The organism is Escherichia sp. MOD1-EC4550, from assembly GCF_963876935.1.
Classification (GTDB): Bacteria; Pseudomonadota; Gammaproteobacteria; order Enterobacterales; family Enterobacteriaceae; genus Escherichia; species Escherichia coli_F.
On the sequence record NZ_CAWNSE010000032.1, the window covers coordinates 21,688 to 35,321 of the forward strand.

The 13,634-nt window shown below is 50.2% G+C and carries 11 protein-coding genes, 4 tRNA genes and 1 rRNA gene; 1 reads left to right on the forward strand and 15 read right to left on the reverse strand.

Features of this window, described 5'->3' with window-relative positions:
• Nucleotides 1–53 precede the first annotated feature (53 nt).
• The 12 genes from rpoB to AACU19_RS19360 all read right to left on the reverse strand — a co-directional run bounded on the left by rpoB (nucleotide 54) and on the right by AACU19_RS19360 (nucleotide 9,939).
• The gene (gene rpoB / locus AACU19_RS19305) at nucleotides 54–4,082 is read right to left on the reverse strand and encodes a DNA-directed RNA polymerase subunit beta (RefSeq protein ID WP_001353730.1); all 4,029 of its coding nucleotides are present in this window, start codon (nucleotides 4,080–4,082) and stop codon (nucleotides 54–56) included.
• A gap of 319 nt (nucleotides 4,083–4,401) precedes the next feature.
• Nucleotides 4,402–4,767, reverse strand: coding sequence for a 50S ribosomal protein L7/L12 (gene rplL / locus AACU19_RS19310; protein WP_000028878.1), 366 nt, complete (start codon nucleotides 4,765–4,767; stop codon nucleotides 4,402–4,404).
• 66 nt (nucleotides 4,768–4,833) lie between these two features.
• Nucleotides 4,834–5,331 (reverse strand): 50S ribosomal protein L10, encoded by a 498-nt coding sequence (gene rplJ, locus AACU19_RS19315; protein ID WP_001207201.1) that lies wholly within the window; start codon nucleotides 5,329–5,331, stop codon nucleotides 4,834–4,836.
• A 412-nt stretch (nucleotides 5,332–5,743) separates the two neighbouring features.
• Nucleotides 5,744–6,448 carry a 50S ribosomal protein L1 gene (gene rplA, locus AACU19_RS19320; protein WP_001096680.1) on the reverse strand — a complete coding sequence of 235 codons (705 nt, stop codon included), beginning with the start codon at nucleotides 6,446–6,448 and terminating at the stop codon, nucleotides 5,744–5,746.
• Nucleotides 6,449–6,451: 3 nt separating this feature from the next.
• Nucleotides 6,452–6,880 carry a 50S ribosomal protein L11 gene (gene rplK, locus AACU19_RS19325; protein ID WP_001085926.1) on the reverse strand — a complete coding sequence of 143 codons (429 nt, stop codon included), beginning with the start codon at nucleotides 6,878–6,880 and terminating at the stop codon, nucleotides 6,452–6,454.
• Nucleotides 6,881–7,038: 158 nt separating this feature from the next.
• Nucleotides 7,039–7,584: a transcription termination/antitermination protein NusG gene (gene nusG / locus AACU19_RS19330; RefSeq protein ID WP_001287516.1), complete on the reverse strand. Its 546-nt coding sequence runs from the start codon at nucleotides 7,582–7,584 to the stop codon at nucleotides 7,039–7,041.
• A gap of 1 nt (nucleotide 7,585) precedes the next feature.
• Nucleotides 7,586–7,969: a preprotein translocase subunit SecE gene (gene secE, locus AACU19_RS19335; RefSeq protein ID WP_001275702.1), complete on the reverse strand. Its 384-nt coding sequence runs from the start codon at nucleotides 7,967–7,969 to the stop codon at nucleotides 7,586–7,588.
• Nucleotides 7,970–8,198: 229 nt separating this feature from the next.
• Nucleotides 8,199–9,383, reverse strand: a complete 1,185-nt coding sequence (gene tuf, locus AACU19_RS19340) for an elongation factor Tu (RefSeq protein WP_000031784.1) — start codon at nucleotides 9,381–9,383, stop codon at nucleotides 8,199–8,201.
• Nucleotides 9,384–9,497: 114 nt separating this feature from the next.
• A tRNA-Thr gene (locus tag AACU19_RS19345) sits at nucleotides 9,498–9,573 on the reverse strand.
• A gap of 6 nt (nucleotides 9,574–9,579) precedes the next feature.
• Nucleotides 9,580–9,654 (reverse strand) — tRNA-Gly (locus tag AACU19_RS19350).
• Nucleotides 9,655–9,770: 116 nt separating this feature from the next.
• Nucleotides 9,771–9,855: transfer RNA gene (locus AACU19_RS19355), tRNA-Tyr, on the reverse strand.
• Between the two features lie 8 nt (nucleotides 9,856–9,863).
• Nucleotides 9,864–9,939, reverse strand: a tRNA-Thr gene (locus AACU19_RS19360).
• Nucleotides 9,940–10,300: 361 nt separating this feature from the next.
• On the opposite strand from AACU19_RS19360, the gene coaA reads away from it, so the two are divergent.
• Entirely contained in the window at nucleotides 10,301–11,251 is a 951-nt protein-coding gene (coaA, locus tag AACU19_RS19365) for a type I pantothenate kinase (protein WP_000023085.1), read from the forward strand.
• Between the two features lie 12 nt (nucleotides 11,252–11,263).
• Here coaA and birA read toward each other — a convergent pair whose 3' ends face one another.
• The 3 genes from birA to rrf form a co-directional block, all read right to left on the reverse strand.
• Complete coding sequence (birA, locus tag AACU19_RS19370) at nucleotides 11,264–12,244, reverse strand: bifunctional biotin--[acetyl-CoA-carboxylase] ligase/biotin operon repressor BirA (RefSeq protein WP_105279231.1); 981 nt, start codon at nucleotides 12,242–12,244, stop codon at nucleotides 11,264–11,266.
• Nucleotides 12,241–13,269 (reverse strand): UDP-N-acetylmuramate dehydrogenase, encoded by a 1,029-nt coding sequence (gene murB / locus AACU19_RS19375; protein WP_001016658.1) that lies wholly within the window; start codon nucleotides 13,267–13,269, stop codon nucleotides 12,241–12,243. The genes birA and murB overlap by 4 nt, the downstream gene beginning before the upstream one ends.
• A gap of 136 nt (nucleotides 13,270–13,405) precedes the next feature.
• Nucleotides 13,406–13,521 (reverse strand): 5S ribosomal RNA (gene rrf / locus AACU19_RS19380).
• Nucleotides 13,522–13,634 lie beyond the last annotated feature (113 nt).

Here is a 13,634-nt window from a genome sequence, read left to right on the forward strand (position 1 = left end):
CACAATCCGCTGCCGGGTTTTACCCCGACAGCAGTGACCTGTTTGAGCGAGAATTACTCGTCTTCCAGTTCGATGTTGATACCCAGCGAACGAATCTCTTTCAACAATACGTTGAAGGATTCTGGCATGCCCGGCTCCATCTGATGGTTGCCGTCCACGATGTTTTTATACATCTTGGTACGACCGTTCACGTCATCAGACTTAACGGTGAGCATTTCCTGCAGGGTGTATGCTGCGCCGTATGCTTCCAGCGCCCACACTTCCATCTCCCCGAAACGCTGACCACCGAACTGTGCCTTACCACCCAGCGGCTGCTGAGTAACCAGGCTGTAAGAACCGGTGGAACGCGCGTGCATCTTGTCGTCGACCAGGTGGTTCAGTTTCAGCATGTACATGTAACCCACGGTTACCGGACGTTCGAACTGTTCACCAGTGCGACCGTCGTACAGGCGGATCTGACCAGAAGTCGGCAGGTCGCCAAGTTTCAGCAGTTCTTTAATTTCTGCTTCTTTCGCACCGTCGAATACCGGCGTTGCGATTGGCATACCTTTGCGCAGGTTTTCAGCCAGACGCATAACTTCTTCATCGCTGAAGGTACTCAGGTCAACTTTCTGACGAACGTCAGCGCCCAGATCGTATGCACGCTGGATGAATTCGCGCAGTTTCGCGACTTCTTGCTGCTGTTTCAGCATGGCGTTGATCTTGTCGCCGATACCTTTAGCAGCCATACCCAGGTGGGTTTCGAGGATCTGACCGATGTTCATACGAGACGGTACGCCCAGCGGGTTCAGTACGATGTCTACCGGCGTACCGTTTTCATCGTAAGGCATATCTTCGATCGGGTTGATCTTAGAAATTACACCCTTGTTACCGTGACGACCTGCCATCTTGTCACCAGGCTGGATACGGCGTTTAACCGCCAGATATACCTTAACAATCTTCAGCACGCCCGGTGCCAGATCGTCGCCCTGGGTGATTTTGCGGCGTTTCGCTTCGAGTTTCTTCTCGAACTCGTGTTTCAGTTCGTCATACTGCTCAGCCAGCTGTTCCAGCTGATTTTGTTTCTCTTCGTCGGTCAGGCCCAGCTCCAGCCAGCGATCGCGCGGCAGTTTGTCGAGCTTCTCAGCTTCAACGCCACCGGCTACCAGCACAGCACGGATACGGCTGAACAGACCCGCTTCGAGGATCTGCAGTTCTTCAGACAGGTCTTTCTTCGCCTGTTTGAGCTGCATTTCTTCGATTTCCAGCGCACGTTTGTCTTTTTCTACGCCATCGCGAGTAAAGACCTGAACGTCGATAACCGTACCGGATACACCGTTTGGTACACGCAGAGAAGAGTCTTTAACGTCAGACGCTTTCTCACCGAAGATCGCACGCAGCAGTTTCTCTTCTGGAGTCAGCTGAGTTTCACCTTTCGGCGTTACCTTACCAACCAAGATGTCGCCACCGGTCACTTCTGCACCGATGTATACGATACCGGATTCATCCAGTTTGGAGAGCGCAGCTTCACCTACGTTCGGGATGTCAGCAGTGATCTCTTCTGGCCCCAGCTTGGTGTCACGGGACACACATGCCAGTTCCTGAATGTGGATGGTGGTGAAACGGTCTTCCTGAACAACACGCTCGGATACGAGGATGGAGTCTTCGAAGTTGTAACCATTCCACGGCATGAACGCTACGCGCATGTTCTGACCGAGCGCCAGTTCACCGAGGTCGGTGGACGGACCGTCTGCCAGCACGTCGCCGCGCTCTACCGGTTCACCCAGAGACACACACGGCATCTGGTTGATACAGGTGTTCTGGTTAGAACGGGTGTATTTGGTCAGGTTGTAGATGTCGATACCCGCTTCGCCCGGATACATCTCGTCTTCGTTAACTTTGATAACGATACGGGAAGCATCCACGTACTGAACGACACCACCACGTTTAGCAACCGCAGTTACACCGGAGTCAACGGCAACAGCACGTTCCATACCCGTACCAACCAGCGGCTTATCAGCACGCAGAGTCGGAACGGCCTGACGTTGCATGTTCGCACCCATCAATGCACGGTTGGCGTCATCGTGTTCAAGGAACGGGATCAGGGACGCACCGACGGATACCACCTGCTGGGTGGATACGTCCATGTAGTCAACCTGGTCGCGGCTGAACAAGCTGGATTCGCCTTTGCTACGGCAAGTTACCAGGTCTTCTACGAAGTGGCCTTCTTCATCCAGGTTGGAGTTCGCCTGGGCGATAACGTAGTTGCCTTCTTCGATAGCAGACAGGTAGTGAATTTCGTCGGTTACAACACCGTCGATCACTTTACGGTACGGCGTCTCAAGGAAGCCATATTCGTTAGTCTGTGCGTACACGGACAGGGAGTTGATCAGACCGATGTTCGGGCCTTCAGGAGTTTCGATTGGACATACGCGACCGTAGTGAGTCGGGTGTACGTCTCGAACTTCGAAGCCTGCACGTTCACGGGTCAGACCGCCTGGGCCGAGTGCGGAGATACGACGCTTGTGCGTAATCTCAGACAGCGGGTTGTTCTGGTCCATAAACTGAGACAGCTGGCTGGAACCAAAGAACTCTTTCACTGCTGCGGAAATCGGTTTGGCGTTGATCATATCCTGAGGCATCAGGGTATCCAGATCGCCCAGAGACAAACGCTCTTTCACCGCACGCTCTACACGTACCAGGCCAACGCGGAACTGGTTTTCCGCCATTTCGCCAACGGAACGGATACGACGGTTACCGAGGTGGTCGATATCATCGACTTCGCCTTTACCGTTACGGATATCGATGAGCTTTTTCATAACATCAATGATGTCGTCTTTGCTCAGGATACCGGAACCTTCGATTTCGTCGCGCAGCAGAGAGCGGTTGAACTTCATACGACCAACCGCAGACAAGTCATAGCGGTCTTCGGAGAAGAACAGGTTCTCGAACAGGCTTTCAGCGGCTTCACGAGTCGGCGGCTCGCCAGGGCGCATCATGCGGTAGATTTCTACCAGTGCGCTCAGACGGTCGTTAGTTGGGTCGACACGTAAGGTTTCAGAGATATACGGGCCGTGATCCAGATCGTTGGTGAACAGCGTTTCGATACGCTTGTGACCAGACTGGCTCAGCTTAGCCAGCAGATCCAGGCTCAGCTCCATGTTCGCAGCACAGATCAGCTCACCAGTAGACTCATCAATGTAGTCTTTAGCAACCACTTTACCTGCGATGTACTCAACCGGGACTTCGATCAGTTTGACGTCGTCTTTTTCCAGCTGGCGAATGTGGCGCGCAGTAATGCGGCGGCCTTTTTCTACGTACACTTTACCGTTAGCTTCGATGTCAAAAGATGCGGTTTCACCACGCAGGCGTTCCGGCACCAGTTCCATCTGCAGCTTGTTATCACGGATTTCAAAGATAACTTTTTCAAAGAACAGGTCGAGGATCTGCTCTGTGGTGTAGTTCAGGGCACGCAGAATGATGGTCGCAGGCAGTTTACGGCGACGGTCGATACGTACGAACAGGTTGTCCTTCGGATCGAATTCGAAGTCCAGCCAGGAACCACGGTAAGGGATGATGCGCGCGTTATACAGCACTTTACCCGAAGAGTGGGTTTTACCTTTGTCGGAGTCAAAGAAGACGCCCGGACTACGGTGCAGCTGGGAAACGATAACACGCTCAGTACCGTTGATAACAAAGGTACCGTTGTCCGTCATGAGCGGAATTTCGCCCATGTAGACTTCTTGTTCTTTAATGTCTTTTACGGTGCCTTCCGGCGCTTCGCGCTCATAGATCACCAGACGCAGTTTAACGCGCAGCGGTGCGGAATAGGTCACGCCACGGATTTGACATTCCTGGACGTCAAACACCGGTTCGCCAAGGCGGTAGCTGACGTATTGCAGCTCGGAATTACCGCTGTAGCTCTGAATCGGGAATACGGAACGGAAAGCAGCTTCCAGACCATACTGCCCTTCAGGATCTTGCTCGATAAATTTCTGAAACGAGTCAAGCTGGATAGAAAGGAGATAAGGTACATCCAGAACTTGTGGACGTTTACCAAAATCCTTACGAATACGTTTTTTCTCGGTATAGGAGTAAACCATAGGGTTCCTCAGCTCGCTGACAAGTCGACCCATCTGTCCATTGAGCGGACAGTTTGTGCAACACTATTTTGTTGACCGGAAAATGGAACACTTTCCGCAATGCCTGTTGCTATCACGCTTAAACCATTTCATTGCGATTTACACAGAACGGGCGTCCTGTCGCAGTATATTAAGTCGTCGATAGAAACAAGCATTGAAAGGCACAGCAGTAGTCAAACAGTGTGAAACGCTACTGGCGCCTTACAGCGCAAAAAGGCTGGTGACTAAAAAGTCACCAGCCATCAGCCTGATTTCTCAGGCTGCAACCGGAAGGGTTGGCTTATTTAACTTCAACTTCAGCGCCAGCTTCTTCCAGAGCTTTTTTCAGTGCTTCTGCGTCGTCTTTGCTCACGCCTTCTTTCAGAGCAGCCGGTGCAGATTCTACCAGGTCTTTAGCTTCTTTCAGACCCAGGCCAGTTGCGCCACGTACTGCTTTGATAACAGCAACTTTGTTAGCGCCAGCAGCTTTCAGAATTACGTCGAATTCAGTTTTTTCTTCAGCAGCTTCAACCGGGCCAGCAGCTACAGCTACAGCAGCAGCAGCGGAAACACCGAATTTTTCTTCCATTGCAGAGATCAGTTCTACAACGTCCATTACAGACATAGCTGCAACTGCTTCAATGATTTGATCTTTAGTGATAGACATTTAAATTGTTCCTGAATATCAGAATAAGTTTATACGTAAGCGAATGCGTTAAAAAGATAACTGCGATTAAGCAGCTTCTTTCGCATCGCGTACAGCAGCCAGAGTACGAACCAGTTTGCCAGCCGAAGCTTCTTTCATGGTTGCCATCAGGCGTGCAATTGCTTCTTCGTAGGTCGGCAGAGTTGCCAGGCGGTCGATCTGAGACGCCGGGATCAGCTCACCTTCAAAGGCAGCGGCTTTGACCTCAAATTTTGCATTCGCTTTCGCGAACTCTTTGAACAGACGAGCAGCAGCGCCCGGATGTTCCATAGAGTATGCAATCAGGGTCGGACCAACAAACGCGTCTTTCAGGCACTCGAACGGAGTACCTTCAACAGCACGGCGCAGCAGGGTGTTACGAACAACACGCATGTATACGCCAGCTTCGCGACCTGCTTTACGCAGTTCAGTCATTTTATCTACAGTTACGCCACGGGAATCCGCAACTACTGCAGACAGCGCGCCTTTGGCTACTTCGCTGACTTCAGCAACAATCGCTTGTTTGTCTTGAAGATTTAAAGCCATTAGCTTTGCTCCTGGATGTTTGCCAGAGAAAATCTCTGGAACTCACTTCACTCCTCCAAACGGAGAGAGCGTCTTAATTACGGTGAGCAGAAACAAGCCAGAATATAAAAGAATAATCTTAGCGTTCTGTCACCGTCTACGCAGGGGATTAAGTTTCTTGCGAAACTCCTGCGGTCTTCGACGGAGGCCTGGATAGGCCAGGCTCCAACGAACAAATCTTTTCTATCCGTCGCTATTCAGCTTGTAGCGGCGTTGGCTTCCTTCGTTCGCACCAGTCACATAGTTAGCTATGCTCCTGGCGACTCACTCAGTTGCCGCCTTGCTACAACCCGAATATCTCGGATATACGTCTGCATTAAGCATTATACGTGGGGGTAAGATTGTAGACAAAATCACCGCCCACGTAAAGGCATTAGTTTACAGAAGCGCTCAGGCCAGCCTGGTCAACTGCAACACCTGCACCCATGGTGGTGGAGATGCTAACTTTCTTGATGTACACGCCTTTAGCCTGAGTCGGTTTTGCTTTTTTCAGCGCAACCAGCAGAGCTTCCAGGTTTTCTTTCAGTTTGTCAGCGTCAAAGTCCACTTTACCGATGGTGGTGTGGATGATGCCGTTTTTGTCGTTACGGTAACGAATCTGGCCAGCTTTAGCGTTTTTAACCGCTTCAGCAACGTTCGGCGTTACAGTACCCACTTTCGGGTTTGGCATCAGGCCGCGCGGACCCAGAACCTGGCCCAGCTGGCCAACAACGCGCATTGCATCCGGAGAAGCAATAACAACGTCAAAGTTCATTTCGCCTTTCTTGATCTGGTCAGCCAGATCTTCCATACCTACCAGTTCAGCGCCTGCAGCTTTAGCAGCTTCAGCGTTTGCACCCTGGGTAAATACGGCTACGCGAACGGAACGGCCAGTACCGTGCGGCAGTACAGTTGCACCACGTACGTTCTGGTCAGATTTACGAGCGTCGATGCCGAGGTTAACAGCAACGTCCACGCTTTCTACGAATTTAGCAGTCGCCAGCTCTTTCAGCAGAGCGATAGCTTCGTTGATGTCGTATTGTTTGGTCGCATCAACTTTCTCGCGGATAACACGCATGCGCTTGGTCAGTTTAGCCATTTCTTAGTCCTCCACTACCAGGCCCATGGAACGTGCAGTACCTTCGATGGAGCGAGTCATCGCTTCAATGTCGGCACCAGTCATGTCGGCAGCTTTGGTCTGCGCGATTTCCTGCAGCTGAGCGCGGGAAATTTTACCCACTTTGTCTTTGTTCGGCTTACCGGAACCAGACTTGATACCAGCCGCTTTTTTCAGCAGAACTGCTGCCGGCGGAGTCTTGGTAACGAAAGTGAAAGAACGGTCAGCGTAAACGGTGATTACTACCGGAATCGGCAGACCTTTTTCGATGGAATCAGTTTTTGCGTTGAACGCTTTGCAGAATTCCATGATGTTTACGCCCTGCTGACCCAGAGCCGGACCTACTGGCGGACTCGGGTTAGCCATACCAGCTGCAACCTGCAGCTTGACATAGGCTTGTACTTTCTTAGCCATTATAAATTCCTCAAGTTGGGTAATAACGCCTCTGAGAGGCTCCCCGTGATATAAAAAATCGTTTTACGGGCAAGGCCCATAAAAACAAAAGGCGCGAAATTGTATTCCAATCTCGCGCCTTGTGCAACGATTAAATCGCCGCTTTTTTGATCGCTGGGTTAGGCTTTTTCAACCTGGCTGAAGTCCAGCTCTACCGGGGTCGCACGACCGAAGATAGAAACAGACACTTTCAGACGAGATTTCTCGTAATCAACTTCTTCAACAACACCGTTGAAGTCAGCGAACGGACCATCATTAACACGAACCATTTCACCCGGTTCAAACAGCGTTTTCGGACGCGGCTTATCGCCAACCTGCTGCAGGCGATTCATAATCGCATCCACTTCTTTATCGCTGATTGGCGCAGGACGATCGGAAGTACCGCCGATGAAGCCCATCACACGCGGTACGCTGCGCACCAGGTGCCAGCTCGCGTCGTTCATCACCATCTGAACGAGGACGTAGCCAGGGAAGAATTTGCGTTCACTTTTGCGACGCTGTCCGCCACGGATTTCAACCACTTCTTCGGTTGGTACCATGACTTCACCAAACAAATCTTCCATGTTATGTAATTTGATATGCTCACGTAGCGACGTTGCTACGCGGCCTTCAAAACCGGAAAACGCCTGAACGACGTACCAGCGCTTTTTAGGAGCTTCAGACATCTCAGAACCTCAGGCCAGTGATAAAGGATACCAGGCGAACCAGAATACCATCCAGTCCCCACAGGATCAGTGACATTACTGCGGTAACCGCAGCCACAATCAGCGTGGTGTGCAATGTTTCCTGGCGAGTCGGCCAAATGACCTTACGGACTTCGGTACGCGCTTCACGGGCAAAAGCAACGGTTGCTTTTCCTTTTGTCGTTAACAGCGCGACACCACCCGCTGCAGCAATCAGAATTACTACGGCCAGCGCACGCAGCGGCAGCATAATGTCGCGATAAAGGTAGTTGCCGACAATTGCTACCAGGAGCAATGCCACCACAACGACCCACTTCATCGCTTCCAGGCCGCGCCCGCTTCCTTGAGCTTCGGTATTCGCACTCATAAACCAACCTGTCAGAAGTATTCTACAAACATTTTCACCCCGCGATCGCGAGGCAAACCAAATCGAAACGCGTATTAGCTTTTCGGATTATACGCCCTCAACAGAGCCTGTCTCAGCAATGATTATGACAAAGAAAATCACTGATGAGCCAGGTTCTGGTACGAAAGCGTGCAAAAAGGGCATCAAATGATGCCCTTTTAGTGCGCATTGCGTCAAATGTTATCGGCAATTAGCTCAGAACTTTTGCTACAACGCCCGCGCCAACGGTACGGCCGCCTTCACGGATTGCGAAACGCAGACCGTCGTCCATCGCGATCGGGTGAATCAGGGTAACAACCATTTTGATGTTGTCGCCCGGCATTACCATCTCTACGCCTTCCGGCAGTTCGATGGTACCAGTCACGTCAGTAGTACGGAAGTAGAACTGCGGACGGTAGCCTTTGAAGAACGGAGTATGACGGCCGCCTTCATCTTTGGACAGAATGTACACTTCAGATTCGAACTTGGTGTGCGGCTTGATAGTGCCCGGCTTAGCCAGTACCTGACCACGTTCGATTTCTTCACGTTTGATACCACGCAGCAGAACACCTACGTTCTCACCAGCACGGCCTTCGTCCAGCAGTTTGCGGAACATTTCAACGCCAGTACAGGTAGACTTCTGAGTCTCTTTGATACCAACGATTTCAACTTCTTCACCAACTTTGATGATACCGCGTTCTACACGACCGGTAACAACGGTACCACGACCGGAGATGGAGAATACGTCTTCGATCGGCAGCAGGAACGGCTTGTCAATCGCACGCTCTGGTTCCGGAATGTAAGAATCCAGGAAGCCAGCCAGTTCCAGGATTTTCGCTTCCCACTCTGCGTCGCCTTCCAGCGCTTTCAGAGCAGAACCACGAACGATCGGAGTGTCGTCGCCCGGGAAGTCGTACTGAGACAGAAGTTCACGAACTTCCATTTCAACCAGTTCCAGCAGCTCTTCGTCATCAACCATGTCGCACTTGTTCAGGAACACGATGATGTACGGAACGCCTACCTGACGACCGAGCAGGATGTGCTCACGAGTCTGCGGCATCGGGCCGTCAGTCGCAGCAACTACCAGGATCGCGCCGTCCATCTGAGCAGCACCGGTGATCATGTTTTTAACATAGTCGGCGTGCCCCGGGCAGTCTACGTGTGCGTAGTGACGGGTCGGGGTGTCGTATTCAACGTGAGAAGTGTTGATGGTGATACCACGAGCTTTTTCTTCCGGCGCGTTATCGATCTGGTCGAATGCGCGAGCAGCACCGCCGTAGGTTTTAGCCAGTACGGTAGTGATTGCAGCGGTCAGCGTTGTTTTACCATGGTCAACGTGGCCGATAGTACCGACGTTAACGTGCGGTTTTGTACGTTCAAACTTTTCTTTAGACATCGATTGTCCCTCTAAGACACGGATAAATCGGTGATATCACCACATCAACCAGGCAACATGCCCGACTTGTTGAATGCAATAAACAGAAGGAAAAAACAGGGAGGAGAAAAGAAGTGGTGCTGATAGGCAGATTCGAACTGCCGACCTCACCCTTACCAAGGGTGCGCTCTACCAACTGAGCTATATCAGCACATCTTGGAGCGGGCAGCGGGAATCGAACCCGCATCATCAGCTTGGAAGGCTGAGGTAATAGCCATTATACGATGCCCGCATCCTGGAACTCGGCTACCTGATTTTCATTCTGCACTGAATATCGAGAGAAGCTCTCTTTATTCGAGCCGGTAAGCGAACTTATCGTCTCGGGCTACGCCATCGCGTGGCCGAAATTGGTGGTGGGGGAAGGATTCGAACCTTCGAAGTCTGTGACGGCAGATTTACAGTCTGCTCCCTTTGGCCGCTCGGGAACCCCACCGGACTTGATGGTGCCGACTACCGGAATCGAACTGGTGACCTACTGATTACAAGTCAGTTGCTCTACCTACTGAGCTAAGTCGGCATCAAGTAGCGCGCATTCTATGGAGACATGCGAGTTCATGCAACTAAAAAATTGCATAATTTGTTTTATTGGTCACATTTTATGCGACACGATGAAGAAACAGTCGAACAGAGGGCAAATTAGCACACTTTTTCAACATCATTGTTCTCAACAATGCGCTCCTTCTAAAGCGCAATTCTTTTTATCAGATGGAATATCTGTCACATTGCTTTTCAACGATAGCTTCCTGGGAGAGATTTTTTCTTATTATTCCTCCCCATCTGGTGTTACCCTCCTGCCCATTAACCCATTCAACAGAACTGTGACGCGCCATGGCAAATATCGTTTTGCCGATAGAGCTATGACCGCCAGAAACATGCTTATGAGTATAAAAGAGCAAACGTTAATGACGCCTTACCTACAGTTTGACCGCAACCAGTGGGCAGCTCTGCGTGATTCCGTACCTATGACGTTATCGGAAGATGAGATCGCCCGTCTCAAAGGTATTAATGAAGATCTCTCGTTAGAAGAAGTTGCCGAGATCTATTTACCTCTGTCACGTTTGCTGAACTTCTATATAAGCTCGAATCTGCGCCGTCAGGCAGTTCTGGAACAGTTTCTTGGTACCAACGGGCAACGCATTCCTTACATTATTAGTATCGCAGGTAGCGTCGCGGTGGGGAAAAGTACAACCGCCCGTGTATTGCAGGCACTATTAAGCCGTTGGCCGGAGCATCGTCGTGTTGAACTGATCACGACTGATGGCTTCCTTCACCCTAATCAGGTGCTGAAAGAACGTGGTCTGATGAAGAAGAAAGGCTTCCCGGAATCGTATGATATGCATCGCCTGGTGAAGTTTGTTTCCGATCTCAAATCCGGCGTGCCAAACGTTACGGCACCTGTTTACTCGCATCTTATTTATGATGTGATCCCGGATGGAGATAAAACTGTTGTTCAGCCTGATATTTTAATTCTTGAAGGGTTAAATGTCTTACAGAGCGGGATGGATTATCCACACGATCCACATCATGTTTTTGTTTCTGATTTTGTCGATTTTTCGATATATGTTGATGCACCGGAAGACTTACTTCAGACGTGGTATATCAACCGTTTCCTGAAATTCCGCGAAGGGGCTTTTACAGACCCGGATTCCTATTTTCATAACTACGCGAAATTAACTAAAGAAGAAGCGATTAACACTGCCATGACATTGTGGAAAGAGATCAACTGGCTGAACTTAAAGCAAAATATTCTACCTACTCGTGAGCGCGCCAGTTTAATCCTGACAAAGAGTGCTAATCACGCGGTAGAAGAGGTCAGACTACGCAAATAATTTAAAGGGGAGCTAATGCTCCCCTTTCTTATTTTCTGCACTACGCAGGGATATTTCACCGCCCATCCAGGGTTTTATTATTCCATCCTGCTCAAGCAATAAAGCGCCTTGTTTGTCTATTCCGCGTGAAATGCCAAATATTTCTTTATCACCAATGATAAGTTTCACTGGGCGATTAATAAAATTATCCAGTTTTTCCCAGCGCGAAAGATAAGGTGCCAATCCTTCTTGCTCGAAGAGTTCCAGCGCCGCACGTAATTCACGTATTAGCATGGCCGCCAACGCATTACGATCGAGATTGATCCCAGCTTCCTGCAGCGTGATCCACCCCTGATTAACGACACTCTCTTCAACACGACGCATTGCCATGTTGATCCCGGCACCAACGACTATTTGCGCCGCATCGCCGGTTTTGCCAGTCAGCTCCACAAGAATACCTGCCAGCTTGCGATCCTGCAGATAGAGGTCATTCGGCCATTTAACACGAACTTTATCAGCGCCCAACTTGCGTAATACTTCCGCCATCACGATACCGATAACCAGACTTAAACCAATCGCCGCAGCCGGGCCTTGTTCCAGACGCCAGAACATCGACAAATATAAGTTTGCGCCAAAAGGTGAAAACCATTTCCGACCTCGGCGACCACGTCCTGCCTGCTGGTATTCAGCAACGCAGGCATCACCCGATTTAAGCTCTCCGATACGATCAAGAAGATACTGATTCGTGGAGTCAATAACTGGCAGCACGGCTACACTACCGCTATCCAGCTGACTCAATATCTGTTCAGCATTAAGTAACTGGATGGGCTCAGGCAGGCTGTATCCTTTACCCGGAACGGTAAAGACATCAACGCCCCAGTCACGCAGTGTTTGAATATGTTTATTAATGGCCGCCCGGCTCATTCCTAACGTTTCACCCAGCTGCTCACCAGAGTGAAATTCGCCATTCGCTAATAGCGTGATTAATTTTAGCGGAACGGTATTATCCTTCATGAAATCGTCTCCACTGCGCTAACTTCACCTGATGTACCAATAAAGCGAACTTCTGGCTCAAGCCAGACATTAAATTTTTCACCCACTTTCTGTCTTACATGATGTGCCAGCTGCACAATATCTTCGCTTTTTGCATTGCCTTCATTAATGAGAACTAACGCCTGTTGACGATGTACCGCAGCCCCACCAATTTGTGTTCCTTTTAGCTGGCACTGATCGATAAGCCAACCAGCGGCCAGTTTTACTGAACCATCCGTCTGGGGATAATTTGGTGCTGTTGGAAATTGTGCCAGTAATGCTTTAGCCGTTTCGGCAGATACAACAGGGTTTTTGAAGAAACTACCGGCATTGCCATTCACTTTTGGATCAGGGAGTTTGGTGGTGCGCATATGACACACCGCATCAAATACTTGCTGTGGCGTTACGGTTGTAGGATCCAGACGAGTTAAGTCACCATACGTTAGTACAGGTTGCCACTCTTTTGGCAGGCGCAGACCTACGGCTACAATGGCGAAGCGGTCCTGGTATTCATGTTTAAAAATACTGTCGCGATAGCCAAAACGGCACTCTTTGGCAGTTAAGCGCACTTGCTTGCCTGTCGCCAGTTCAACACAGTCAACATAAGCGCAAACTCGCTGTAATTCTACGCCATAAGCACCAATATTCTGGATAGGTGATGAGCCGACACAACCAGGAATTAACGCCAGATTTTCCAGACCTGGCATACCTTCCTGCAAAGTGTATTTTACCAGGCGATGCCAGTTTTCTCCGGCTCCTACATGTAAATACCACGCATCAGGTTCATCATGAATTTCGATACCTTTGATCCGGTTGATGATCACCGTGCCGCGATAGTCTTCCAGAAAAAGTACATTACTTCCTTCACCCAGAATAAGAACGGGTTGCCCTTCTGCGGTTGCATGCTGCCAGGCATTGAGTAGTTGTTGTTCGTCTTCGGCACATACAATGTGCTGAGCATTATGATCAATGCCAAATGTGTTCCAGGGTTTTAAGGAGTGGTTCATAGCTGCTTTCCTGATGCAAAAACGAGGCTAGTTTACCGTATCTGTGGGGGGATGGCTTGTAGTTATGACGACAGGAAGAGTTTGTAGAAACGCAAAAAGGCCCAGTCTTCCGACTGGGCCTTCTGCTTAATTTGATGCCTGGCAGTTCCCTACTCTCGCATGGGGAGACCCCACACTACCATCGGCGCTACGGCGTTTCACTTCTGAGTTCGGCATGGGGTCAGGTGGGACCACCGCGCTAAGGCCGCCAGGCAAATTCTGTTTCATCAGACCGCTTCTGCGTTCTGATTTAATCTGTATCAGGCTGAAAATCTTCTCTCAATCCGCCAAAACATCTTCGGCGTTGTAAGGTTAAGCCTCACGGT

Excerpts from the sequence above, each read along its gene's own strand:
- rpoB (WP_001353730.1), bottom strand. The coding sequence starts at position 4,082 with ATGGTTTACTCCTATACCGAGAAAAAACGTATTCGTAAGGATTTTGGT.
- rplL (WP_000028878.1), bottom strand. The coding sequence starts at position 4,767 with ATGTCTATCACTAAAGATCAAATCATTGAAGCAGTTGCAGCTATGTCT.
- rplJ (WP_001207201.1), bottom strand. The coding sequence starts at position 5,331 with ATGGCTTTAAATCTTCAAGACAAACAAGCGATTGTTGCTGAAGTCAGC.
- rplA (WP_001096680.1), bottom strand. The coding sequence starts at position 6,448 with ATGGCTAAACTGACCAAGCGCATGCGTGTTATCCGCGAGAAAGTTGAT.
- rplK (WP_001085926.1), bottom strand. The coding sequence starts at position 6,880 with ATGGCTAAGAAAGTACAAGCCTATGTCAAGCTGCAGGTTGCAGCTGGT.
- nusG (WP_001287516.1), bottom strand. The coding sequence starts at position 7,584 with ATGTCTGAAGCTCCTAAAAAGCGCTGGTACGTCGTTCAGGCGTTTTCC.
- secE (WP_001275702.1), bottom strand. The coding sequence starts at position 7,969 with ATGAGTGCGAATACCGAAGCTCAAGGAAGCGGGCGCGGCCTGGAAGCG.
- tuf (WP_000031784.1), bottom strand. The coding sequence starts at position 9,383 with ATGTCTAAAGAAAAGTTTGAACGTACAAAACCGCACGTTAACGTCGGT.
- coaA (WP_000023085.1), top strand. The coding sequence starts at position 10,301 with ATGAGTATAAAAGAGCAAACGTTAATGACGCCTTACCTACAGTTTGAC.
- birA (WP_105279231.1), bottom strand. The coding sequence starts at position 12,244 with ATGAAGGATAATACCGTTCCGCTAAAATTAATCACGCTATTAGCGAAT.
- murB (WP_001016658.1), bottom strand. The coding sequence starts at position 13,269 with ATGAACCACTCCTTAAAACCCTGGAACACATTTGGCATTGATCATAAT.